Origin of the sequence: Pararobbsia alpina, assembly GCF_902859895.1 — a bacterium.
Classification (GTDB): Bacteria; Pseudomonadota; Gammaproteobacteria; order Burkholderiales; family Burkholderiaceae; genus Pararobbsia; species Pararobbsia alpina.
On the sequence record NZ_CADIKM010000005.1, the window covers coordinates 123,321 to 148,400 of the forward strand.

18 protein-coding genes and 1 pseudogene are annotated in these 25,080 nt (G+C 64.5%); 14 read left to right on the forward strand and 5 right to left on the reverse strand.

All coding sequences use genetic code 11. From position 1 onward, the window contains the following. Positions 1-27: 27 nt before the first annotated feature. Positions 28-1,728: a single-stranded-DNA-specific exonuclease RecJ gene (gene recJ / locus HV670_RS07840; RefSeq protein ID WP_175104189.1), complete on the reverse strand. Its 1,701-nt coding sequence runs from the start codon at positions 1,726-1,728 to the stop codon at positions 28-30. Then, the gene (locus tag HV670_RS07845) at positions 1,725-2,903 is read right to left on the reverse strand and encodes a regulator (protein WP_175104190.1); all 1,179 of its coding nucleotides are present in this window, start codon (positions 2,901-2,903) and stop codon (positions 1,725-1,727) included. Before HV670_RS07845 ends, recJ begins: the two co-directional genes overlap by 4 nt. Before the next feature lie 113 nt (positions 2,904-3,016). On the opposite strand from HV670_RS07845, the gene HV670_RS07850 reads away from it, so the two are divergent. From HV670_RS07850 to ftsB, 10 genes are all read left to right on the forward strand, one after another. Further along, positions 3,017-4,270, forward strand: a complete 1,254-nt coding sequence (locus HV670_RS07850; protein WP_175104191.1) for a lipoprotein-releasing ABC transporter permease subunit — start codon at positions 3,017-3,019, stop codon at positions 4,268-4,270. Continuing rightward, positions 4,263-4,979 carry a lipoprotein-releasing ABC transporter ATP-binding protein LolD gene (gene lolD / locus HV670_RS07855; RefSeq protein WP_175104192.1) on the forward strand — a complete coding sequence of 239 codons (717 nt, stop codon included), beginning with the start codon at positions 4,263-4,265 and terminating at the stop codon, positions 4,977-4,979. Before HV670_RS07850 ends, lolD begins: the two co-directional genes overlap by 8 nt. 129 nt (positions 4,980-5,108) lie before the next feature. Further along, on the forward strand, positions 5,109-5,936 hold the full coding sequence (locus HV670_RS07860; RefSeq protein WP_175104193.1) for a TatD family hydrolase: 828 nt from the start codon (positions 5,109-5,111) through the stop codon (positions 5,934-5,936). 357 nt (positions 5,937-6,293) lie between these two features. After that, entirely contained in the window at positions 6,294-10,802 is a 4,509-nt protein-coding gene (locus HV670_RS07865; RefSeq protein WP_175104194.1) for a hypothetical protein, read from the forward strand. 345 nt (positions 10,803-11,147) lie between these two features. Then, a complete protein-coding gene (locus HV670_RS07870) occupies positions 11,148-13,535 on the forward strand; it encodes a DNA internalization-related competence protein ComEC/Rec2 (RefSeq protein ID WP_175104195.1) in 2,388 nt (795 codons plus the stop codon). A 158-nt stretch (positions 13,536-13,693) separates the two neighbouring features. Next, a complete protein-coding gene (locus tag HV670_RS07875) occupies positions 13,694-14,521 on the forward strand; it encodes an alpha/beta fold hydrolase (protein ID WP_175104196.1) in 828 nt (275 codons plus the stop codon). Between the two features lie 227 nt (positions 14,522-14,748). Then, positions 14,749-16,428, forward strand: a complete 1,680-nt coding sequence (gene pyrG, locus HV670_RS07880; protein WP_175104197.1) for a CTP synthase — start codon at positions 14,749-14,751, stop codon at positions 16,426-16,428. 1 nt (position 16,429) lies between these two features. Next, the gene (gene kdsA / locus HV670_RS07885; protein WP_175104198.1) at positions 16,430-17,284 is read left to right on the forward strand and encodes a 3-deoxy-8-phosphooctulonate synthase; all 855 of its coding nucleotides are present in this window, start codon (positions 16,430-16,432) and stop codon (positions 17,282-17,284) included. Between the two features lie 156 nt (positions 17,285-17,440). Continuing rightward, positions 17,441-18,724, forward strand: a complete 1,284-nt coding sequence (eno, locus tag HV670_RS07890; protein WP_175104199.1) for a phosphopyruvate hydratase — start codon at positions 17,441-17,443, stop codon at positions 18,722-18,724. A 154-nt stretch (positions 18,725-18,878) separates the two neighbouring features. Then, positions 18,879-19,340, forward strand: a complete 462-nt coding sequence (gene ftsB, locus HV670_RS07895) for a cell division protein FtsB (RefSeq protein WP_175104200.1) — start codon at positions 18,879-18,881, stop codon at positions 19,338-19,340. Positions 19,341-19,412: 72 nt separating this feature from the next. Here ftsB and HV670_RS07900 read toward each other — a convergent pair whose 3' ends face one another. The 3 genes from HV670_RS07900 to HV670_RS07910 form a co-directional block, all read right to left on the reverse strand. Further along, a complete protein-coding gene (locus HV670_RS07900) occupies positions 19,413-19,877 on the reverse strand; it encodes a hypothetical protein (protein ID WP_175104201.1) in 465 nt (154 codons plus the stop codon). Positions 19,878-20,020: 143 nt separating this feature from the next. After that, the gene (hslO, locus tag HV670_RS07905) at positions 20,021-20,962 is read right to left on the reverse strand and encodes an Hsp33 family molecular chaperone HslO (protein WP_175104202.1); all 942 of its coding nucleotides are present in this window, start codon (positions 20,960-20,962) and stop codon (positions 20,021-20,023) included. A 56-nt stretch (positions 20,963-21,018) separates the two neighbouring features. Then, positions 21,019-21,543, reverse strand: coding sequence for a gamma carbonic anhydrase family protein (locus HV670_RS07910; RefSeq protein WP_175104203.1), 525 nt, complete (start codon positions 21,541-21,543; stop codon positions 21,019-21,021). Positions 21,544-21,637: 94 nt separating this feature from the next. Here HV670_RS07910 and HV670_RS07915 point away from each other — a divergent pair, with 94 nt between their 5' ends. The 4 genes and pseudogenes from HV670_RS07915 to HV670_RS07930 all read left to right on the forward strand — a co-directional run bounded on the left by HV670_RS07915 (position 21,638) and on the right by HV670_RS07930 (position 24,990). Beyond that, positions 21,638-22,495 (forward strand): ferritin-like domain-containing protein, encoded by an 858-nt coding sequence (locus tag HV670_RS07915; RefSeq protein ID WP_246257126.1) that lies wholly within the window; start codon positions 21,638-21,640, stop codon positions 22,493-22,495. Positions 22,496-22,527: 32 nt separating this feature from the next. After that, positions 22,528-23,406, forward strand: a pseudogene (locus HV670_RS07920) (alpha/beta fold hydrolase); the annotation flags it as partial. Positions 23,407-23,523: 117 nt separating this feature from the next. Then, positions 23,524-24,354, forward strand: a complete 831-nt coding sequence (locus tag HV670_RS07925; RefSeq protein ID WP_175104324.1) for a 3',5'-nucleoside bisphosphate phosphatase — start codon at positions 23,524-23,526, stop codon at positions 24,352-24,354. Beyond that, complete coding sequence (locus HV670_RS07930) at positions 24,355-24,990, forward strand: L-threonylcarbamoyladenylate synthase (RefSeq protein ID WP_175104206.1); 636 nt, start codon at positions 24,355-24,357, stop codon at positions 24,988-24,990. Positions 24,991-25,080 lie beyond the last annotated feature (90 nt).

Consider the following 25,080-nt stretch of genomic DNA (forward strand, 5'->3'; position numbering starts at 1 on the left):
CCGGCCGAGATTCTTCTGAAATCCGGCTTACGCCGCATGCTCGACGATCAGCTGCACGCGGGCGACGCCGTTGTAAACGTCGCGCGTGAGACGATAGGCCACCTCGGCGCGCGCGGGCAGCATATCGGTGCGATTGAACCAGATCGCATTGAAGCGGCTGCGGCCGCGCACGAGCTGCAGTTTGAGGTGCTTGTCCTTGACGAGCGACTGCGTCGCGATCTCGAACTGGCCCGAGAAGACCGGCGGGGGAAAGCCCTGGCCCCAGACTGCTGCGTCGAGCAGTTCGACGAACGCCGGATTGAAATAGGCGTCCTCGAGTTCGCCATCGGTTTCGATCACGCGCGCCAGTGTGTCGTCCGTCAACCATTCACGGCCGACTTGTTCGAAAGCGTCGGTGAACAGCGGCAGATCGCCGCTGCGCAGAGTCAGGCCGGCGGCCATCGCATGGCCGCCGAACTTCAGCAGCAGGCCCGGATGACGTTTCGAGACGAGGTCGAGCGCATCGCGCAGATGAAAACCGGGAATCGAGCGCCCGGATCCCTTGGCAAGCAGGCCTTCATCGTCGGCCGGTGCGAAGGTGAACGAAGGTCGGTAGAATTTCTCCTTGAGCCGCGACGCGACGATGCCGATGACGCCCTGGTGCCAGCCGGCATTGAACAAGGTCAGGGTCGCGCGGCCCGCTGCGTCGACACCCGACAGGTCGGCAAGCGCTTCCTGCTGCATGCCGGCCTCGATCTCGCGGCGTTCGCGGTTCATGCCATCGAGCTGCTGGGCGAGTGCCCACGCGCGGCCCGGGTCGTCCGTGAGCAGGCACTCGATGCCAAGCGACATGTCGGCGAGACGTCCGGCCGCGTTGAGCCGCGGCCCGAGCGCGAAGCCGAGGTCGAAGCCCGCGGCCGAGCGCGCATCGCGCGCGGCGACCCGGAACAGCGCGGCGATGCCCGGCTGCATGCGGCCGCTGCGAATGCGCGAGAGTCCTTGCGCGACAAGCACACGATTGTTCGCATCGAGCCGCACGACATCGGCGACTGTGCCGAGCGCGACAAGGTCGAGCAGGCCGTCGAGGCGCGGCTGGTTCTTTTCGTCGAACAGCCCCCGTCGGCGCAGTTCGGCGCGCACCGCGAGCAGTACATAGAACATCACCCCGACGCCGGCTAGGTGCTTGCTCGGGAATGTGCAACCGGGCTGGTTCGGATTGATGATCGCGCGAGCCTCGGGCAGCGTGTCGCCGGGCAGGTGGTGATCGGTCACGAGGACGTCGATACCGAGCGCACGGGCGGCCGCGACGCCGTCGACGCTCGCGATGCCGTTGTCGACGGTGATCAGCAAGTCCGGCTTGCCGGCTTTCCCCCGCGCGGCAAGGGCGACGATCTCGGGCGTCAGGCCATAGCCGTATTCGAAGCGGTTGGGCACCAGGTAGTCGACCTTGCCGCCGAGCATGCGCAAGCCGCGCACGGCGACGGCACAGGCCGTCGCGCCGTCGCAATCATAGTCGGCGACGACGAGCATCGAACGTTGCGCGACGATCGAATCGGCGAGCAGGATCGCGCCCTCGCCGATGCCTTTGAGTTCGGTGGGCGCGTGCAATTGCGCAAGCGCGGTCTCGATATCGCGCGGCGAGGTGACGCCGCGCGAGGCGAATAGCCGTGCGAGGACCGGATGGATGCCCGCGCGCGTGAGCATCTCGGCGTCGACGGGGGAGCAGGAACGAACGGCGATTTGAGTCATTCGGTGATGGCCCCGGCGAGGGGGCGGCGGCGCCAGAATTTGCGCAGTGCGCCTCGCGTGACGGCGTAGCTGACCATGCCGGTGTCGCCGGTGAGGGTCAGCGTCAGCTCGGGCAGGCTGCCGTCGCGCAAGGCCGCGAGCGCGGGTGCGAACCAGTCGCGTTCGAGGCGCGCGAGCGCATCGTGCCAGTCGTACCAGTTCTGCTGAATGAAGGGAACGTTCAAGGCATCGAGTTCGACGAGCGTGGCGGCGGACTGAGGGCCAGCGGATGGGGAGGCGGTGACGGCCGTTCGTACGGTCGTACCCGCCTCATCTGTCGTCCTGATGAGTTGGGCGAAGGATTCGACCGGCGCACCGACCGTCGCTCCGGATGCGAGACCGAGCCCGCGTGTCGCGACCGACTTCGACAGCACGCGTGCGAACGGCTGGTTCAGCGAAGCGGCCTTCGTGCCCTGCGAGTAGAGCCACAGTCCGTTGACGGCCGGCAGGCCTTGAGACTCGCGCCTGTCGTTGAGCGGATGTTCGAACCAGCACATCTGCACTTCATTCTGAAGCTTCATCCATGCACGCGAGCGCTCGCCCGTACCGATATCATGCGGGAGCCAGATCTCGATGCTGCGGCCCGCAGCGCGCAAGGGGGGCGCGGCGACCAGTTCGCCGAGCGCGTCTCCCGAGACATACCAGCGGCGTGGGGTCGGCGCCTCGACCCGGATGCCCATTGCGTCGAAGGAAGGGCGCGCGGCCTCGAGCAGGGTCGCGGCCTCGTCGTCGGTGAGCCCGAGGGTATCGGGATCGATCAGCACGAGATGGTCGCGGGCGATCTGGATATGGGCGGGCTCGACGCAGGCCCAGCGCGCGGTCCCCGGTTCGCCGCCGTCGGCGAGCAACATATAGGGTGCGAGCGGCGCATCGTCGGTCGCGCCCGCGCCCGTGCGATATTCGAGCAGCCCGAAGCGATCCGCGAGCCAGCGCTCATGCGGCAAGGTGCGCTGGAAGTCCTCGCCGGCCGCGCGTTCGAGCTGGGTCGCGCGCGCAAGCAGGGTGCCGAGCGCCGCGTACGGGACTTGCGAAGGGCGGGCGGGGTCCGGCAGCGCAAGCCGGGACAGCGCGATCTGCGCGTCGAGCGTCGGCACCAGCGCGAACGGGATGAGGAGATGCAAAGGTTCGGAGGGCATTTGCGCGCAATTGTATGGCAAACTTACCGGTCGAAGTCAGCCCCTGGACCAGCGATTTTGGGGGCAGCTCGATCGAATCGCGGGTCCGGCCCGGAAACTCAGTAAGGAAACGCTTGAAACTCCCATTCGAATGGCAGATAGGTTGGCGCTATACACGCGCTGGAAAGAAGAGCTCGGGTAATGGTTTTATTTCGTTTATCGCCTTGGTCTCGATGAGCGGCATTGCGCTCGGCGTCGCTGCACTGATCGTCGTGCTGTCCGTCATGAACGGCTTCCAGCGCGACGTGCGCGACCGGATGCTTTCCGTGCTCGCCCACGTCGAAATCTTCTCGCCCACCGGTTCGATGCCCGACTGGCAGAAGACCCTGAACGAGGCCATGCGCAATCCCCAGGTCGTCGCAGGGGCGCCCTATGTCGATGCGCAGGCCTTGCTGACGCGTCAGGACTCGGTCAACGGTGTCAGTCTGCGAGGTGTCGATCCGAGCCTCGAGGGCCACGTTTCCGATCTCGCGAAGGAGACCACGGTCGGCAGCCTTTCCGACCTGAAGCCGGGTGAGTTCGGCATCGTGCTTGGCAGCCAACTGGCCGCGAACCTTGCGGTCACGGTCGGCGACAAGGTCACGCTCGTCGCCCCGGAGGGAAGTGTGACGCCGGCCGGCATGCTGCCGCGGCTCAAGCAATTCACCGTCGTCGGGGTGTTCGAGTCAGGCCACTATGAATTCGACAGCTCGCTCGCGATGATCCACATCGCTGACGCGGAGGCGCTGTTCCGGCTGCCCGCGCCGACCGGCGTGCGGCTGCGGCTGCACGACATGCAGAAGGCGCCCGAGGTCTCGCACCAGCTCGCCCGTTCCTTGTCGGGCGACCTCTATATCCGCGACTGGACCAAGCAGAACGAGACCTGGTTCTCGGCTGTGCAGATCGAGAAGCGCATGATGTTCATCATCCTGACGCTGATCATCGCGGTCGCGGCATTCAACCTCGTGTCGTCCCTTGTGATGACCGTGACCGACAAGCAGCCCGATATCGCGATCCTGCGCACGCTCGGCGCGCAGCAGCGCTCGATCATGAAGATCTTCTTCGTGCAGGGCGTGACGATCGGCTTCATCGGCACCGCGATCGGCGTGGCGCTCGGCAGTGCGCTGGCCGCGAGCATTCCGACGGTCGTGCCGATCATCGAACATGCATTGGGTGTGCAGTTCCTGCCGCCGTCGATCTACTTCATCAATGAACTGCCTTCCGATCTCGAATTGGGCGACGTGACGCGCATCGGCCTGATGGCGTTCGTGTTGTCCGCGCTCGCGACGCTCTATCCGAGCTGGCGAGGTTCGCGCGTGCGCCCCGCGGAGGCATTGCGCTATGAATAACCCCTCGACCCAGGAGCCGCCGGTCGTCCTTGAAGCGCGCGGTGTCGCAAAGGCCTTCATGCAGGGCCGCATGCCTGTCGAGGTCCTGCGCAGCGCATCGATCACCGTGTATGCGGGCGAGAAGGTCGCGATCGTCGGGGCCTCGGGCTCGGGCAAGAGCACCTTGCTTCACGTGCTCGGCGGCCTTGACGATCCGTCGGCCGGCAGTGTCGCGTTGCTCGGCCGGCCGTTCACTTCCTTGTCCGATCGCGAGCGGACCCAACAGCGCAATCGTTCGCTCGGTTTCGTCTATCAGTTTCATCATCTGCTCGCCGAGTTTTCCGCGCTCGACAATGTCGCGATGCCGCTCTGGATCCGGCGGCAGGATCGCGAAGTCGCGCGGCGCATCGCGGCGGCGATGCTCGAGCGTGTCGGTCTCTCGCATCGCGCGCCGCACCGGCCTGGCGAACTGTCGGGCGGCGAACGACAGCGCGTCGCGCTCGCGCGTGCGCTGGTGACAGAGCCGGCCTGCGTGCTGGCCGATGAGCCGACCGGCAACCTCGATCACGGTACGGCCGAATCGGTGTTCAAGCTCATGCTCGAACTGTCCGCTACGCTCAAGACGAGTTTCATCATCGTGACCCATGACATCGAGCTTGCCGGGCGTTGCGACCGCATGCTGCGGCTGCGCGACGGCGTGCTGGTCGAGGAGCCGTCGGTGCCGGTCTAGGCGGCCTTGGCAGGCAAGCTCGGGTAAGCTTGGTCAGGAAAGCGCGCTCGGGGTGACTTCTCCGGCGCTTTCTTCGGGTGAACGCTGGGGTGATCCTTCCAGGCGATCCTCATTACGGAGCCGCGTTCCATGTGGATCGATTCGCACTGTCATCTCGATGCATCGGAATTCGACGCCGATCGCGAAGCGGTTGCGGCCGATGCGCGGGCCGCGAACGTTTCGCGCATCGTGATCCCGAGTATCGGACGGGTCAACTTCGATACGGTGTGCTCGCTTGCTCATCGTGTACCCGGCGGTGCCTATGCGCTCGGCATTCATCCGTTGTTCACGCCACAGGCGAGCGATGCGGATCTCGAGGCACTCAGGCAACAGATCGAGGCTTCGCTCGACGATCCCTTGTTCGTCGGAGTAGGGGAGATCGGCCTCGACTATTTCGTGCCTGGCCTCGACGATGCCCGTCAGCAATACTTCTATGACGAGCAGCTCAAGCTTGCGCATGCATTCGATCTGCCGGCGATCTGTCACGTCCGCAAGTCCCAGGACAAGGTGCTCAAGGGCCTGCGCCGCTTCGGCATCCGGCGTGGCATTGCGCATGCGTTCAACGGCAGCTTCCAGCAGGCCGATGCATTCATCGCACAGGGCTTCAAACTGGGCTTCGGCGGCAACCTCACATTCGATCGGGCCAGGCAGATACGGCGGCTCGCCATGCAACTGCCGCTCGAAACGATCGTGCTCGAAACCGATGCACCCGATATCGCACCCGCGTGGCGATACAAGGAACGCAACACGCCGGACCAGGTTGCGCGCATCGGCGCGATCCTGGCCGATCTGCGCGGCATCGACATGTTGCAATGCGCAGCGCAAACGTCGGCGAATACCATGGAAGCGTTGCCGCGCCTCGCCCATCCCGCCGCGAAGGTCCGGGTACAGGCGAGCAATGCACCGGGTGCGGCCTGACAGCCATGCGGGCACGGATGTCTTTTTTTGATAGCTCCATTCGGGCTTCACGCTCACGCTGACTCCAACAAGATTGATGGAGATGGCCGTGAGAATCACCACTTTGAACCAGGCAAGCGCAACGCCGCGCACGCGAACCCTTCATCCTGAACCCCTCGACCCCATGCGCCGCGGCCCGGCTTTTCGGCCGGGCCTGGGCGGGAACGAGGCGCCCGTGTCGGCTTGACATTGTCCGCCGAAACCTTGCCCACCGAAGTCTTGTCATGCCCGCCGCGAGGCGCGGTGATGGGCTTTTTTTGATAGACCGTTTCATGTCCCGGGCACAAGCTTCCTACACACCTACGTGGGAGATTGGACATGAAAATCAGTGTTCCTACCAGCTCGACGGGTACGTCGCATCGGCGTGCGACGTACCCCGATCCGTTTGATCCGATGCGCCGCGGGACGGCCTCCCGACCGGGGCAGCGCGGCCCGGTACTGACTCGCCGCCAGCGCCAGGCGCGCGATGAGCCTGCCGCTCTCGAACGCATGGCGGCCGTGCGTCGGGCACGCGAGGAGGCGGAATGGGTCGCGGAGGTCGCGCTGCAGGGACGCATTCGGGAATTCACGCCCGTGCGTCTCGATTTCCCCGAGCGCGCCTCGCGAGGTTGGCCGTCGTCGTTGAATCGTACCGGACAGGTGGCTGACGCGTTGGTGCGCTTTTTTGTGCGGTCTGAGCCTGGTCTGTCGAGCCCGGCACACGGCGCCCGTTTGCATCGGAGCGCGCACGAAGATGCCATGGAAGCGTTGATGCGGCACGTGGAGGGTCATGAGGCATCGCTGGCAGTGGACGGGATATGGCGAGTATCGCCGTCGGACGAGCCAGCCAGCATCGGTGAGCGCGTCATGTTCACATGGACCCGGCAACGCTGTCAGGCAATTGCACAGATCGGACATTTTGCGCGTGGCGCTGTCTGGTCGATCGGCCAGAAAATCGCATCGGTATTTCTGCTGCCGCCCTGCGAGGTGATTCTCGACCGCACCGGCAATGTCAGCAGCCGCGCATTCCTCAAGGCAGCTAACGAGACGGGTATCGAACTGCGGTTGATGGTGGCTCGGCAACTTGGGCGGCCACCTGTCGTGACGGCTTCTGTTCGCGATCCCCTGGCTGGGTTGGCCGGTCACACGCCTGCATCGCTGCCGCCGCCAATCAGGACGACGCGTTTCGTGAACGCGGGTGCGATGGACCTGGGGTCCATCAATCTGGGGGCGGGAAGACCGGGGGAAACGAGAGGTGCCTTTTTTAACCTGTGGTGCCAGCTCGACAAAATCCTGATGTCGCCATGTGGATCGGGGGTCCAGGCGGAAATCGGACAGACGAACTATTCGGCGAACCAGGAGAAGGGCTTGCGCGCAGCCGCAGCGGCCCGCGATCTCGCGTACAGTTTCGCACCGATAGGCTCGGCTCTCGCGGCGGCAGGCTATGCGATCCACGTGCTTCGCAAACTCGTGAGCGGGGAACTGCCCGAGCTTCCGTCGCACGAACAGCTGACGTGGCTCGCCCGGCATAAGCCGGGCCCGGATGGTGTTGTCCAGTTGGGTCGCAGTACGAGGATCTGGATGCAAGGCAAGCTTCAGTGTCTGGAGGCGTCGACGCCAGACCGTGGCCTGGTGTCTGACGATCGAGCTTCGGAAACCGGTGTGGTTCGCATGCCGGCTCTGCCAGTCGCACGTACACCGCTCGGGTGGGAACTCATTGAAACACCCGATGCGTATCGATCGAACATCGAGATCAGCGACGCGGACTTCGCGAACTCGCCGGATCAGCTCGTGCGTATCTCGTCACGCTTCGGCTATGTGCGAATCGATGGCAAGACGTATGAGGCACAGAGAGATCTCGCCACGACTCGCTGGCGCATTGTTCCGCCCGATGATGCACATGGCGTGCAGATCGCGATCAGGCCCGTGGTCGGCGAGCGGCGGTGGGAGACCGTCACCTTGCTGGGCGCGGGCGATCCGCCACCCTTGAACGAACGCGTCGAGACGCGCCATCAATCCCTGCTCGCAGGACCCGAGAGCGAGGTCTATCGCGATGCGCATATCGAGGAATACGACCCCGAGCAAAGTGCAGAGCTCTATGGCGATCGAGAGGTCCCGGAATTGATGCTCGAGTTCGCAGAGTCATCCGGCTCTCCAGGCGAGCTTGGCCAGTTGCATCAGTACATCCAGTCACGGCGCGACGTCGATCTGCTCGAGCTCGTACAAGAGGGTATCGCGCGAGCGTTCGCCATGCCGGACGCAGGGCTTGCCTATATGCGCGGGCTGGTGCTCCCCGCAAGCGTGCGGATTCCCGGTTTCGAGCAAGGTATGGATGTGCACCAGCTCATGGAGCTCGCGGCGGGCGGCAATCTCAGCCCGTTCGAACGCGGTGCGGCGCTGGGTCGTGTGATTGAGAGGCGCGTGGTCGATGAGATGCACAACGTCGCCGATTCGATCAGGCGGGCACCCGACCGGCTTTTCATGGGCGAGCTGCGTTCGGAGCAGATATCGATTCCCCGTATCAGCCGTGACGCGTCCCACGAGGCATTGCTATACCACTTCCTGCAAGGCGACTTGACCGACACTCAGCGTGGCGCGCTGCTACCGTTGATCAAGGCGCAGGCCGAACGGGTGGTGGCTCCGCTTGAGGCGTTGCGGCTTCGGGTCATGGCCGCCAGGGCTGACGAGACTCAGGGGAGCGGGTTGGAGTTTCGGCGCGGCTACGAGGACTTCGAGTCGATCGATGCCGGCGGGGTGGACAGCCGCACCGAACTTCTCCCGGCCATCGAGATCGCCATGCATCTGCCCACGACGGCTCAGCTCGGTGCTGCATGGCGGTACGTGCAGTTACAGGAGATCGAAACGCGCGACATGCTGGAAGATGTCCTTCAGACCATGACGCGCATGGAATCGGACCGCGACGAATTCGGCCGCGGGTTCAATGCGCCGGCAGACATCGAGTTGCCTTGGGGGGGGATGGGCACATCGATCGAAGTCGGTGTGGCCTTTCATGGAGAAAGCGTCACACCTGCGCAGCAGGGCGCGCTATACCGCCGCTTTCTTGACCAGTCGATGCTCGATCGCATCGAGCGTCGGGTAGCAGTCCGCTCCGCCGGGGCAGACGCGGCAAGCGTGCAACGGGGGCGGAGCCATCCGGAGCAAGTCGAAATCGCCGGATTGCCGCAGACGCCCTCCCTCGAGGATATCGCGGTACAGATGGAACTGCCGGCTACGACCCCGGAGCAGGTTGGCGCGCTGTATGCGCGTGCGCTCGAGGTGATGGGCACGCTTCGCACCGAACATGTCGGCGCGATCCGGCGCCGGATATTTCGCGAGCCGCGACTGGCCGACTATATCGACGGGTATCTGAATCCGGGAGAGGAGACTCCCCCCTTTCTCGCAGCGGCCAGGTCCATCGACGACACGCTCGATCTGTTTCGCAACGATATGTACAGCGCGCATGCGCGCGGTCAGATTGCGCGCCGCATTGCAAGGCTCGAAGAAGAGAACGACGCTGTCGTGACGGAACACCTCGTCATGACACAGATTTATCGCCATGCAGTGACCACGTCGCGGACCGTATTTTCGCAGTCGATCATTCCGTCGATGCTCAAAGGGCTGCTCGACGGACAGTGTTATGCGTTTGCCGCCACCATGAGCGTGGCAATGCATCGCGGGACGGGAGCGGTCCGGGCCTTCGTCGAACGCATTCGTGCGTTCGAGGTTCTGCGGGCACCCACGCCGCCGGGCGGAGAGCCCGTCGAACGTTTTGTGCTCAGCGTCGAGTCGCGCAATGTGCTCGCCGCGCTCGCGGAGCTCTCGCTGCGTCAGCCACGCGCGCCCGAAGCGATGACGGGTGGTGAGCTGACTCAGGTCGCCAACTGGATGAACTGGTCCGGCGTGGCTGATTTTCTCTATGAACAGGCGTTCTCCGGTCACGCCGATCATCTGATTGGAACGGCGGAGCATGCGCTGGCTGTGCATATTGAAATTCCGTCGGGTCCGGTGCGCCGACCGCGCATCCTGTTCTACGAGCCGGATTATGGCCTGCTCGAATTCGATAGCCTGCGCGATTTCCAACATACGCTTGAGCGAGCGGGCACGACCCCTTTCTATCGGGAGCGTGTGCAGGGTGGCGACCCCGGTGTCGACATCTTTCGCGTCGACCCCGAGCGGTTGAGCCGGGTCCGGGTATATGGCTCTCTGACGGTGCGCGACCTGGCGGATTCGTGGCCGTTCTTGCGCACGGCGCGGCGGCCCTCCGAGGAAGGTATGGAAGTCGCGCAACCGGTGCCGGGCGGCGAGGCGGGCATTGTCGAGGAGCAGGAGCCTGAAGCCTGGGGCATCGAATTTGTCGTGGTGGGGGGGGAGGAGCAGCAGGGCAGCTCGCAAGGGCATCCGGAGGGCGGCAGCGTGGCGAGCGAAGCAGGTCATGGGCGGGCAGCGGGAGCGGCGACGGGTGCAGCCGGAGGCGCAGGAGGACCGGGGATTGACGCAGGGCCTGGGATCGATGAAGGGTCGAGGATGGAAGAAGGGCCCAGGATCGACGAGGGGCCGGGGATCGAGGGCGAGGGTAGCGCGCGGGCAGGGGAGGACGCGCCGGGCGGAGTCGGCGGGCAGCCCGGCGGGGCGCAGAGAATGGGGCCACCGCCTGCGGGCGAACGTGGGACCGGCGGTGGGTCGGGTGCAGGGAGCGGTAGCGAGACCAGTCCGCGCGAAGACCTCCAGTCCTTGATCGGACGGCTCACGCGGCGGCGTCACGTGCAACTCGAGGAAGTTCACCAGGTCGCGGCAGATGGCGGAAATTGGGCCTGGGTGCGGGTCACGAATGCCACCGACGCTGGCTGATTTCGACGCCATCCGTGTGAGGTCTCGACCGGGCCGTTTGGATAACATCCGGCCAATCGGGTTCGCGCGGCGCTGAAAGTCGTCGATGATGGTCTCTGCGCTGCGATGAGCGCGAGAGAGGCCGGGGTGCGTCGAGTTTCATGCGGTTTTGCGGTGGGGGCCGGATGGTTGCAGCACTGTGCGACTTTGCCGGCCCGTGAGCATTGGTATGGGCTCGCATCCGGTGTACTGTTGACCGGCCTGGTGCTCGTGATAGCGATGCGAGCGGGGTGCGATGGGAGGGCGGCGTCGTGGATCGGATCAAACCTGACTCCGGTGCCGCGCGGAGCAGAGTCTCCGGCGAACATGTCCCGCGTAAAACCGGCGGACAGGATATCGCTGCGAGCATCGCGTGCACTCACATGGGTCCGTTGGCTGGCCGTTCTGTCATTGAGCGTCTGTGCAGGTTTTGCATGGGCTGCGTGGCGTGCCGAGCGCCGGCTGTCGATCGAATTGCCCCTTGCCTTCGAAGGCCGGGACTTGCGTATCGAGGGGTGCGTGGTAGGTCTGCCCGTGAGCACGGACGACGGCCTGCGCGTCGCGTTTGAAATTGCACGCGGGATGCCACAGAGCGGCCGGTTTCCGCGCCGGGTCCTGCTTCATCTCCATGCGCGCACGGGTGTCGCGTCCGTGCGGCCCGGCGAGTCGTGGCGCTTTGCGGTCCGTTTGCGGCGCGTGCATCGCGCGGTCAATTTCCATGCGCCGCTTGTCGAGGCCTCCATGCTCGAACGTGGCTTTCGCGCGACCGGCTACGTGCGCGAGCGGCCTGTACCCGCGCGGCTGGAGCCGTCGCGGCCCGCCCTGCGGTGCGCCGCGCGATACTGGGGCGTAGGGCTCGAGGCGCTGCGCTTCGCGGTACGGGAGCGAATCAACGCCGCACTGGCTGCCGCGCCGCACCTCGGCATCGTCGTCGCCCTCGCAATCGGCGACCAGAGTTTGATCAGCGATGCCGACCGGCAGCGTTTCGTCCGTACCGGCACGGGTCATCTGATTGCGGTTTCGGGCCTGCATGTCTCACTGGTCGCGGGCGCACTCGCAAGCCTGATGTCGCTTGCATGGCGGCGCTTGCCGGGACTGGCCGGGCGCGCACCGCTCTGGTGGGCGACCCCTCGTGCAAGCGCCGTTGCCGGTGCGGGAGCCGCACTTGCCTATGCCGGGTTGGCGGGCTTCGGCGTCCCGGCGCTGCGTGCATTTACGATGCTCGCCACCACGGCAGTGGCAACCGTCGCAGGTCGACAGCTCGCCGCATCGACTGTCCTCGCCTGGGCGCTTGCGGTGGTGGTGCTCGTTGATCCATGGGCCGTGCTTTCGGCAGGGTTCTGGTTGTCGTTCGGCGCGGTTGCGGCGATCCTGCTCGCGACGAGTGGGCGTTTCGACGCGCGAGATCGGAAAGAGGGCGTATCGGGGCGTGAGGCGAGTCCGCCAGGTTCGGGCGTCCTGCGCTGGCTGAGCGGCCTGCGCTCGACATGCCGAACCGCATCCCGCACACAATGGGCCGTGACGATCGCGCTCGTGCCCCTGACGCTGTTCTGGTTCGCGCAGATTCCCCTGGTCGGGCCGCTTGCGAATGCGATTGCGATCCCCTGGGCCAGCCTGATCGTCACGCCGTTGACGCTTGCCGGTGTGGTCATGCCCGCACCGCTCGATGCCTGGGCATGGTATGTCGCACATCAGGCGCTTGTCGTCCTGATGCAGGTGATCGGCTGGCTGAGCGCGCCGGCCTGGGCGGTATTGCCGCTGCGCGCACCGGATCTGTTGACGCTGATGCTTGCCACGGTCGGTGCGCTCTGGTGGCTGACGCCACCCGGCTGGCCTCTGCGTGCCATGGCGTGGATCCTTTGGCTGCCCCTGTTCGCACCCGATGACGCCCGGCCCGAGTCCGGCGAGTTCCGTCTGACGATGTTCGATGTCGGGCAGGGCACGGCGGTTCTGGTCGAGACGTATGCGCACCGGCTACTGTTTGACACCGGACCCCGTTATAGCGCCGATGCGGACGCAGGCCGAGCGATCGTATTGCCCGCGCTCGCGGCTGCTGCGATTGGCCGGCTCGACCGGCTGGTCGTCAGTCACGCCGACGCGGATCATGCGGGCGGTGCGGCTTCGCTCGCGAAAGCGATCCGCATCGATAGCCTGCGCGCTTCGCTGGCTGACGACGATCCCCTCTGGCACGGCAGCCCGGGCCCGGTGGGCATCGATGCCGCCGACGCCCGACGGTGCCGCGCAGGCGAGTCCTGGGAATGGGACGGCATACGCTTCGCGATGCTTTGGCCCGATGCGGCAACCGTCGGCCGGGGTGAGGCGCGCAATTCCGCAAGCTGCGTGCTGCATATCTCGAACGGCCGGGTCGCGGCGCTGCTGCCGGGTGATATCGAAGCCGCGCAGGAGCGTGCGCTTGTCGAGACAAGTCCCGTCGCACTGCGTGCCGACCTCCTGTTGGCACCGCACCACGGCAGCCGCACTTCGTCAACCGAACCGTTCCTCGACGCCGTCGCGCCGCGCGACGCAGTATTTCAGGTAGGCTATCGCAACCGTTTCGGACATCCGCACCCGGCGGTCGCCGCGCGTTACGCCGCACGCGGCACGCACCTGCACCGCAGCGACCGCGATGGGGCGATTCGCGCAAGCAGCCGGCACGATCGCTTTGTGATCGAGCGCTGTCGCGAATTGCACCGTCGCTACTGGATGGGGCGTTGACCGATTGATGCTTCGTTCAACCATTGAGAACAAGGGTACGGATAGATCATGGCACTTTCCGGTACTTCTGCCTCTTGTCGGCAGGGCGGTAACGGGCGCGGTACCCACGCACGGACCGAGGCGCGGCTGTGCACGACCGGCCATGGAGGGCGGTGAGCTTGAAGGAAATCATCCATTTCTCGCACGCGAATGGTTTTCCGGCCTCGGTCTACCGGACGATCTTCGCGGAACTCGAAGACCAGTACGAAGTGCGCGCGATCGAGACGATCGGCCACGATCCGCGTTTCGCCATCACGCGCGACTGGCCGCATCTGGTCGACGAACTGCTCGCCTCGGTCGATGCGGCCTCGCGCCCGGGTGAAACGCCGTCGCCGGTCTGGCTGATCGGTCATTCGCTCGGCGGCTATCTGAGCCTGCTCGCGAGTCTGCGGCGCCCCCATCGGGTCCGCGGCGTGATCATGCTCGATTCGCCGATCATCAGCGGCTGGCGCAGCAACGTCCTGCGCATCTCGCAATGGACGGGTTTCGACGAGCGACTTTCGCCGGCCGCCGCGACCAAGGCACGCCGCACCCGCTGGGCTAGCCGCGACGAAGCGTGGCGCCACTTCCACTCGAAGCCCGCCTTTGCGCTCTGGGACGAACGCATGCTTGCCGACTATATCGATTTCGGCACGGCGCGCGTCGACGTGACTGGCACACGCGAACTGGTGTTCGACCGCGGTACTGAATATCGTATCTATCGGACCATTCCGCATACGATCGGCGCGCGTGTCCTGCACGGTGCGTCGGTGCCTGTCGGTTTTCTTGCAGGTACGGTGTCGCGCGAAGTGCGCCATATCGGTGTCGATGCGACGCGCCGCCTTGTCGGCGACCACCTCGAATGGATCGAAGGTTCCCATCTGTTTCCCATGGAGCGGCCGATCGAAACGGCGCGCGCGATCCAGAGCATGCTCGCGCGTCTCGGCCGGCTCGATATGGCGGCTTGAGAAGGTCGCCTGAGGGGGCAGCTTGGGTAGGTGCGGTGAGGGGGCGGCTTAAGTGGGGTGAGTGAGTCAGTCGCCTGAATCGCCCCCTTGCCGGCGTTCCATCCGGATGTCCCGGGGCACACGGCATCGGGCAGGCGCCTAGGGATTACGCGAGGGAAATCCGATCGGAAAATCGCTCAGGCGGGGCAACATGGGTATAATTCCGCTTTCCCGCGAGCACTCCAGCGATGACCAAATATGTATTCGTCACCGGCGGCGTCGTTTCGTCCCTAGGTAAAGGGATTGCCGCCGCGTCACTTGCCGCGATTCTCGAATCGCGCGGCCTCAAAGTCACTCTTCTCAAGCTCGATCCCTATATTAACGTCGACCCCGGCACGATGAGTCCTTTCCAGCATGGAGAGGTCTTCGTCACCGAGGACGGCGCAGAAACCGACCTCGATCTCGGCCACTACGAGCGCTTCATCAGCACGAAGATGCGCAAGGCCAACAACTTCACGACCGGCCAGATCTACGAATCGGTGATCCGCAAGGAACGCCGCGGCGAATATCTGGGCAAGACCGTGCAGGTCATTCCCCATATCACAAACGAAATCCAGGCATTCGTCGAACGCGGCGCCAAGTCGGCGACCTCCGGCGAGCCGGATGTCGCGATCGTCGAGATCGGCGGAACGGTCGGCGACATCGAATCGCTGCCCTACCTCGAAGCCGCGCGCCAGATGAGTCTGCGCATGGGCCGCAATCACTGCTGCTTCGTCCATCTGACACTCGTGCCGTTCATCCATACGGCGGGCGAGCTCAAGACCAAGCCGACTCAGCATAGCGTGCAAAAGCTTCGCGAGATCGGGATCCTGCCGCATGCCTTGCTGTGCCGCGCCGATCGACCGATACCCGACGACGAGCGCGCGAAGATCTCGATGTTCTCGAACGTGCCCAACGATGCGGTCATCTCCGTATGGGACGTCGACAGCATCTACAAGATCCCTCAGATGCTGCACGACCAGGGGCTCGACACGATCATCGTCGACGAGCTCAAGCTCCAGGCGCAGCCGGCTGACCTGTCGATGTGGACCGACCTCGTCGAGCGGCTCGAAAATCCGAGCGAGGAAGTCACGATCGGCATGGTCGGCAAGTACGTCGACCTGACCGAGTCGTACAAGTCGCTGATCGAGGCGCTCAAGCACGCGTCGATTCATACGGGCACGAAGGTCAATATCGAATACATCGACTCCGAGGTCATCGAAGCCGATGGCCCCGCGGCGCTCGCGCATCTCGACGCGGTGCTCGTGCCCGGCGGTTTCGGGCGGCGCGGCACCGAGGGCAAGATTGCCGCGATCCGCCACGCGCGCGAATCGTTGATCCCGTATCTGGGCATCTGCCTCGGCATGCAGCTCGCCGTGATCGAATTCGCGCGCGATGTCGCGGGTCTCGCGGGAGCGAACAGCACCGAGTTCGACCCCGACACCCAGCATCCGGTCGTTGCGCTGATCACCGAATGGTTCGATCGCGACGGCAAGGTCGAGAAGCGCACCGAGAGCTCGGACCTCGGCGGCACGATGCGCCTGGGCGCGCAGCGCTGCCCGGTCAAGCCGGGCACGAAGGCGGCGACGATTTACGGTGCTGACGTCAACGAGCGCCATCGCCACCGCTATGAAGTCAACAACCGCTTCGTGCCTCAGCTCGAAGCGGGCGGCATGGCCATCAGCGCGCGTACGCCGACCGAAGACCTGCCAGAGATGATGGAGCTGCGCGAAGACATCCATCCATGGTTCGTCGGCGTCCAGTTCCACCCCGAGTTCACCTCGACGCCGCGCGACGGCCATCCGCTGTTCAAGGCTTATGTCGAGGCGGCACGCAAGTACAAGACGTCGCGCAAGCAGGAAGCGCTCAAGCAGACAACCGGAGCCTGACATGAAACTCTGCGGATTCAATGTCGGCCTCGACTATCCTCTGTTCCTGATCGCGGGCACCTGCGTGGTTGAGTCGGAACAGATGACCATCGACGTCGCGGGCAAGCTCAAGGAGCTCTGCGAGGGCATGAATATGCCGTTCATCTACAAGTCGTCCTATGACAAGGCCAATCGCAGCTCCGGCAAGTCGTTCCGCGGCCTGGGGATGGACAAGGGCCTGCGGATTCTCGAAGCGGTCAAGCAGCAGCTCCATGTGCCCGTGTTGACCGACGTGCATACGATCGAGGAAATACCGGAGGTCGCGGCCGTCGTCGACGTGCTGCAGACGCCGGCGTTCCTGTGCCGGCAGACCGATTTCATCCACGCGTGCGCACGCTCGGGCAAGCCGGTCAATATCAAGAAGGGCCAGTTCCTTGCGCCCCACGATATGCGCAATGTGATCGACAAGGCGCGTGAGGCGGCGCGTGAGGCGGGGCTGTCCGAAGACAGCTTCCTCGCCTGTGAACGCGGCGTCTCGTTTGGCTACAACAACCTCGTTTCGGATATGCGCTCGCTCGCGATCATGCGCGAGACCGGCGCGCCGGTCGTGTTCGATGCGACGCACTCGGTCCAGTTGCCCGGCGGGCAGGGCACGAGCTCGGGCGGCCAGCGCGAACACGTGCCGGTGCTCGCGCGTGCGGCGGTGGCATCCGGCGTGGCCGGTATCTTCATGGAAACCCATCCCGATCCGTCGAAGGCTTTGTCGGACGGTCCGAACGCCGTGCCGCTCAAGCGCATGGGTGAACTGCTGCTGACACTGACCTCGCTGGACGACGTGGTCAAGCGCGGTCGCTTCCTCGAAGAGGATTTCAACTGAGCGGCATTCAGTTGAGACCGTCTCGACGAATTCGTCTTTGGCGGAGTAAAGACGGCAGGCCGTCACAGGCCTGCGTTAGATTGCAGGGCGATCACTGCGCCGGTGAGTCCGGCGTGGCGAAATAACGAAAACTGAGCGATATCTTCTGAGGACGCTATGAGTGCAATTGTCGACATCATCGGCCGCGAGATTCTGGACTCGCGGGGCAACCCCACCGTCGAATGCGATGTGCTGCTGGAATCGGGCACGATGGGCCGCGCGGCCGTGCCGTCGGGCGCATCGACCGGTTCGCGCGAAGCCATTGAACTGCGCGACGGCGAAGTCGGCCGCTACGGCGGCAAGGGCGTGCTGAAGGCGGTCGAACATATCAACACTGAGATCTCGGAAGCGATCATGGGTCTCGATGCGTCGGAACAGGCGTTCCTCGACAAGACCCTGCTCGAGCTCGACGGCACCGAAAACAAGTCGCGCCTCGGCGCGAATGCGATGCTGGCCGTTTCGATGGCCGTCGCGAAGGCCGCGGCCGATGAAGCCGGCCTGCCGCTGTATCGCTACTTCGGTGGCTCGGGCGCGATGCAGATGCCCGTACCGATGATGAACATCGTCAATGGCGGTGCGCACGCGAACAACAGCCTGGACATTCAGGAATTCATGATCGTGCCGGTCGGTCAATCGAGCTTCCGCGAAGCGTTGCGCTGCGGTGCCGAGGTGTTCCACTCGCTCAAGAAGATTCTCGCGGACAAGGGCATGAGCACGGCGGTGGGTGACGAAGGCGGTTTTGCACCGAACTTCAGCAGCAACGACGAATGCCTGTCGACCGTGATCCAGGCAATCGAGAAGGCCGGCTACCGTGCCGGTGAGGACGTGCTGCTCGCGCTCGATTGCGCGGCTACCGAGTTCTACAAGGACGGCAAGTACGTGCTGTCGGGTGAAGGCCTGCAACTGTCTTCGAGCGAATTCACCGACTACCTCGCGACGCTGGCCGACAAGTTCCCGATCGTATCGATCGAGGACGGCATGGCCGAGAACGACTGGGAAGGCTGGAAGACGCTGACCGACAAGCTCGGCGACAAGCTCCAGCTCGTCGGCGACGATCTGTTCGTGACCAACACGAAGATCCTGAAGGAAGGCATCGAGAAGGGCATTGCGAACTCGATCCTGATCAAGATCAACCAGATCGGCACGCTGACCGAAACCTTCGCGGCGATCGAGATGGCCAAGCGCGCTGGCTATACTGCTGTCGTGTCGCACCGTTCGGGCGAGACCGAGGATTCGACGATTGCCGATATCGCCGTCGGCCTCAACGCCGGCCAGATCAAGACGGGTTCGCTCTCGCGCAGCGACCGGATTTCGAAGTACAACCAGTTGTTGCGGATCGAGGAAGATCTGGGTGATATCGCGTCGTACCCGGGTCGTTCGGCTTTCTACAATCTGCGATAACGGGCTGGCAAGAGGCAGGACAGCGCGGGCCCGCCTGAGCTGGCTTGCATGATTTGACTTGCGTTTATTCGCATAGGACGTGTGGCCCCGTGCCGCACATTCATCCCGATATGCCGCCGCGCGTTCGCGCCGGCGGCATTGACTTATCCAGTCTATGCGGCTTGTTACGGTTGTTTTGATTGCTCTGCTGGTGTCGATTCAATACCCGCTCTGGTATGGCCGCGGTGGTTGGTTGCGCGTGCATGAACTCGAGACACAAGTGGCCGACCAGGAAAAGAAGAACGCCGATCTCAAGCAGCGCAACGATCGCCTCGCCGGCGAAGTGCAGGATCTGCAGAACGGCACCGCCGCGCTCGAAGAGCGCGCGCGTTATGAACTCGGGATGATTCGGGACAACGAGGTGTTCGTCCAGTTCGTCTCGCCGAACGAGCCGATCGTGCTCACACCGAACGCGATCGCCGGGCCCGCGACATCGACGCGTGGCGTGATGGCCGCCGCGCCCGTGCGTGTCGTGCCCGATCCGCCGTCACGGCAGATGCTCAACGAGCGCAAGCGCGCGGAGAAGGCCGCCAAAGGCAAGACCGCGAGGCCGGCCAAGGCGTCGGCGGCGAAATAGGCCGGCGAACCCAACCGGCGATCGACGCGTCCGCTTGCGCCTGAACAGGCACTAACCGATGCCCCTCCCTCGCTACCAGCCCCATCCTGTGCTGTAGCCGATGCCGACGCTCCAGCGTGGTCCCCCTCCCCAGCAGCAGCCGGGATAGCCATATCGGCCGTAGCCGCCATAGTAGCCACCGTAGTACCCGCCGACCACGACCGGCGGTGCGTAGTAGAGGGGTTGAGGATAGTAGTAGGCGTAGCGGGCTGCCTCATAGGCCGCCATCGACTGGACCTGCTCGCGCTGCACCTGCTTGTCGATTTCGGCGTAACGCTGGCGTTCCTGTTCGGTGAGCGCTGGCGTCGGGGCCGGGGTTTGAATGACCGCTGGAGGCGGTGCAGCCTGTACGGGCACCGTGTACGCATAGTCGCTCGGCAGTCGACTGACGATGCTCGTCTGGTCCGCGCTCGGCGTCGGTGGCACGGCACAGCCGGCGAGCACCCATGCGCCGAAGCCCGCTAGGAACGCCGGACGGAAAGAGGAAATACGCATCATGCTGGGCAACTCGATCCAGGTACTGAAACAACGCACGCAATATCAAGCGCAGACGTAACGCACAAGACGTAACGCACAAGACACGGCGCGCAGGATGCCATGCGCTGGGCCGGGGCGCTCCCGTCTTGCAAGATACGGCGTGCTCAGTGCGTGCGGCCCGATCCGGGGTTCATTGTCTCTGAGAGTGGTCCTGCCAGGAAAAGTTGCGCGGCGTCGACCGGATCGAACTCGTATCGCTGATTGCAGAACTCGCAGTGTATCTCCACATGGCCGCGTTCCTCGAGGATGCCTTCGACTTCCTCATGGCCCAGCATGCGCAGCATCCGGCCGACTTTCTCGCGCGAGCAGCTGCAGCGGAATCGCGCGCGGGCCGGCTCGAAGCGGCGCAGGTTTTCCTGCCAGAACAGGCGTTTCATCAGCGTCTCGGCATCGGCATGGAGCAGTTCGTCCTGCGTGAGCGTCGAGCCGAGATGGCAGACACGGTCCCAGGTGTCCGCATCGTGTTCGCCTGGATGTGGGACGATGCCGCCGTCGCCGGGGAGCTTCTGGAGCAGCATGCCGGCCGCCTTCGCATCGTCGGCGGCAAGCCACATGCGCGTCTCGAGCTGTTCGGAGTCGCGCATGTATTGTTCGAGCACGTCGGCAATCGAGCTCAGGGGGTTGCCGTGGTCGTCGTTGAGCGGCACCACGCCCTGGTAGGGTTGCTGGCCCGGCTTTTTCTCATGCGGATCGAGCGTGATCGCACAGCGACCGCGCCCCTTGCCGTTGACGAGCGAGGCCAGTGTCGCATCGGCATCGATCGTGCCATCGAACTTCGCGGTCGCACGCAACGTGAGGTCCGAATTGCACTCGACGACCAGCATCCGCACGGGACCGTCGCCCATGATCTGCATGACCAGTGCGCCATCGAACTTCAGGTTCGCGGAAAGCAGGGCCGCGGCCGCCATCATTTCGCCGAGCACTGCACGAATCGGCGCCGGATATTTGCGACGCGTGAGCACCTCTTGCCACGTGTTCTGCAACAGGACGATCTCGCCGCGCACGGGCGCCGCGTTGAACATGAATTTCTGAAGCTGGTCGTTCACCACATTTACCTTTGTCTATCCAGTGTGCCGGTACGCCGGGCAGGGGAAGCGCCGCTTCACCCGATGCGCGTGAGTGCCGTCTTGAAGAGTTGGCGCCGTTCGACGTACGCGCTCGCATTGCGTCGCAGCCGTGCGACGTCATCTTCGCTCAGCGTGCGCACGACTTTGGCCGGGGCGCCGAGAATCAGCGAATTGTCCGGAAAAATCTTGTTTTCCGTGACGATCGCCCCCGCGCCGACCAGACAGTTGCGGCCGATTACCGCGCCATTCAGGACCACGGCCTGAATACCGATCAGCGCGCCCGCACGCACGGTACAGCCGTGCAGCATCGCCTGATGCCCGATCGTCACGTTCTCTTCTATGGCCAGGGGAAAGCCCGGGTCGGTATGCAGGACCGCGCCTTCCTGGACATTGCTGTTCTCGCCGACAGTGATCATCTCGTTGTCGCCGCGAATCACGGCACCGAACCAGACACTCGTGTTCTTCGCGAGCACTGCCTTGCCGATCACGGTCGCCGTATCCGCGACAAAGGCCGTCTCGTCGATGGTGGGCGCATGTTCGCCAAGCTTGTAAATTGCCACTTTTTCTCCCGTTTGCCGAGGGGCGCCGCGACATGCGCGAATCTGACCGTCAGGCCGGCTCGCGCTCGAAAGCCGTTATTGTATGCTCGACCCCATGAAATTCATTTTTACTACTGCATCCGATCCGGATTGCGCGCGTTCACTCGCGCTTGCCGCCTTGCTCGAGCGCGATCCCGAGCGCAAGGTCGCGGCGACGCTGGCACTTCGACAAGCGGTCGGGGAAGAGGGCGATCTTGCGCTCGAGAGATCCCGGACCGGCGGGCCGCACATCGATCCCTTGCGATCGATCGTGGAGCCGCCGGATTTGCCGGGGCGCCCCGACGCTCCCGTGCTGGTTGCACCGAAGCATCTGGTCAAGCGATCGGTTCATACCGTGATCGGCCGGGTCGTGCTCCTGCACGCGCTTGCGCATATCGAGTTCAATGCGATCAATCTCGCGCTCGACGCCGTCTGGCGCTTCGAGGGGATGCCTGCCGCCTACTATCACGAATGGCTGAGGGTCGCGGCGGAGGAGGCCTATCACTACAGCCTGCTGACAGCGCATCTGGCGACGCTCGGTCATCGGTATGGTGATTTTCCCGCGCACGACGGACTTTGGGAAATGGTCGAGAAAACGCGCGGCGATGTGCTCGCGAGAATGGCACTCGTGCCGCGTACGCTCGAAGCGCGCGGTCTGGACGCCGCACCCCCGATGCGTGCACGGCTCGCGCAGGCCGGCGACGAGGCGGCGGCGGCCATCCTCGATATCATCCTGCGCGACGAGATCGGCCACGTCGCGGTCGGCAATCGTTGGTACCGGTATTTGTGCGCACAGCGCCAGCTGGACCCCAATGCGATCTATCCCTCGCTGGTCGAGCGTTACCGCGCACCGAAGCTCAAGGGGCCGTTCAATTTCGAGGCACGACGGGCGGCAGGGTTCGACGAATCTGAACTCGCGGCACTCGGTTTATAATCGAACGGTCATTCTTTTTTGACGTGTCCGCCATGATTGCTTCTACCTCCGAATTCGTTTCGCTGCGCGGCCTGCGCGTTCACGTGCGCCGCTGGGGCCGGCCGGATGCTCCCAAGTTGTTCATGCTGCACGGTTGGATGGATGTCGGTGCTTCGTTCCAGTTCATCGCCGACGAACTCGCCGACGACTGGCAGATATTCGCGCCCGACGCGCGCGGCTTCGGCCTGACCGACTGGCCGGTCCAGGCAGCGGGCGGCGGCAACTACTGGTTCCCCGACTATCTCGTCGACCTCGAGGCCTTGCTCGACCACTATGCGCCCGGCGAACAGGTGAATCTGGTGGGCCACAGCATGGGGGCCAACATCGTGTGCATCTATGCGGGTGTGCGGCCGGGCCGGGTGCGCCGGGTCGTCGATCTCGAAGGGTTCGGCCTGCGGCATTCGGCTCCGGGCCGGGCGGCCGCACGCTATGCGCAGTGGCTCGACGACATTCAGACGCCGCCGACGTTGCGCGACTATGCGAGCCTGGAGGCGGTCGCGGCGCGGCTGGCCAAGACCAATCCGCGCCTGCGCGCGGATCGCGCTGCCTTTCTTGCCGCGAACTGGTCGCGCCCGACGGCGGCCGGCCGCCATGAACTGCTGGCCGATCCGGCTCACAAGCTGCGCGGCCCCTTGCCCTATCTGGTCGACGAAGTCATGGGCATCTGGTCGAAAGTGAGCGCACCGGTCCTCCACGTCGAGGCGAAAGATTCACCGACGCTTGCGTCGATTCGCGGCGATGTTCCGCTCGATGAGTTCCGGCACCGCTTCAGCGCCTTTCCGGACTGGCAGGAGGCGATCGTCGACGAGGCGGGGCATATGCTCCACCATGATCAGCCCGAGCGGGTCGCGGCGCTAATCGCGGCGTTTTGCGGGCAAAACGAGTTTGAAAGCAACGCAATGAACGCCGCGTCAAAAAGCATGCCCTCGCCGTAAAAGAAAACGTAAAAGGCAACGCGATCGGAAGCGCCGCGTTAAAATCGATCTATGATCAATGCAGACCTTCATTGCCATTCGAATTTCTCTGACGGCGTGCTGGCGCCGGCCGAAGTCGCTCTTCGTGCGAAGGCGGGCGGCGTCGCGCTGTGGGCGATGACCGACCACGATGAACTGGGCGGGCAGGGCGAGGCGCGCACCGCCGCCGAGGCGCTGGGGCTGCGTTACGTCGCGGGTGTCGAGATCTCGGTGACGTGGGCCAATCGCACGGTGCACATGGTCGGCCTGGCCATCGATCCCGAGAATGCCGCTCTGGCATCGGGGCTGGCGGCCACACGCGGCGGCCGCGACGGCCGCGGCAGGCTGATTGCCGAGCGTCTCGCCGAAATTGGCGTGCCGGGCGCCTATGAAGGCGCGCTCAAGTATGCAAGCAATCCGGCACTGCTTTCGCGGACGCACTTCGCACGCTATCTCGTCGAGAACGGCTATGCGGAATCGACCTCCGACGTGTTCGCCCGCTATCTCGCCGAAGGCCGGCCCGGTTATGTGCCCCACCGCTGGGCGGCGCTGGACCAGGCGGTATCGTGGATCCACGGCGCGGGAGGCGTCGCGGTCCTCGCCCATCCCGGACGGTACAAATACACTTCGCTCGAATTTGACGAACTGTTCAGCGCGTTTCGCGATCTGGGCGGCCGCGCGATCGAGGTCGTGACCGGTAGTCACACGCCCGATCAATATCGCGAATACGCCGACGTCGCGCGCCGCTATGGTTTTCGCGCCTCGCGGGGCTCCGATTTCCATGCGCCCGGCGAGGGTCGTACCGAGCTGGGCTCGCTGCCCATGCTGCCGGAAGACCTGACGCCTGTCTGGCAAGATTGGCAGTGAATGTCCCAGTACTTTCGCATCCATCCCGATAACCCGCAGTCACGCCTCATCAAGCAGGCCGCGCAGGTGCTGTCGGGCGGCGGTGTGATCGCGCTGCCGACGGACTCGAGCTATGCGCTCGCCTGCCATCTCGACGATCGCGATGCGGTCGACCGGCTGCGTCGGATTCGCGGAATCGACGAGCGTCAGCATCTGTCTCTGCTCGTGCGCGATCTGTCCGAGCTCGCGAATTTCGCGATTGTCGACAACCGACAGTTCCGCATGATCCGCTCGGTCACGCCCGGACCTTATGTATTCGTACTGGTCGCGACCAAGGAAGTGCCCCGACGACTTTCGCATCCCTCGCGCAAGACGATCGGCCTGCGTGTGCCCGACCACGAGATCGTGCGCACGTTACTTGCGGAACTCGGTCAGCCAGTGATCGCCTCGACGTTGATCCTGCCGCCCGACGTCGACCCGCTCAACGATCCCGAGGAAATACGCTCGCGTCTCGAAAAGCAGATCGATCTTGTGATCGACGGGGGCGCCTGTCCGCGCGAACCGTCGACCGTGATCGATCTGACGGGCACCGAACCCGAATTGATCCGCGCCGGTCGCGGCTCGCTCGAACCGTTCGGACTGGGTGCGACCGCTTGACTTCCCACCCTGTTCGACGACTGCCCGTGTCCCGCTGTTTTCGATCGGCCATCCGGCCGACTGGGCACGGCTTTCCTGCTTGTTACAATA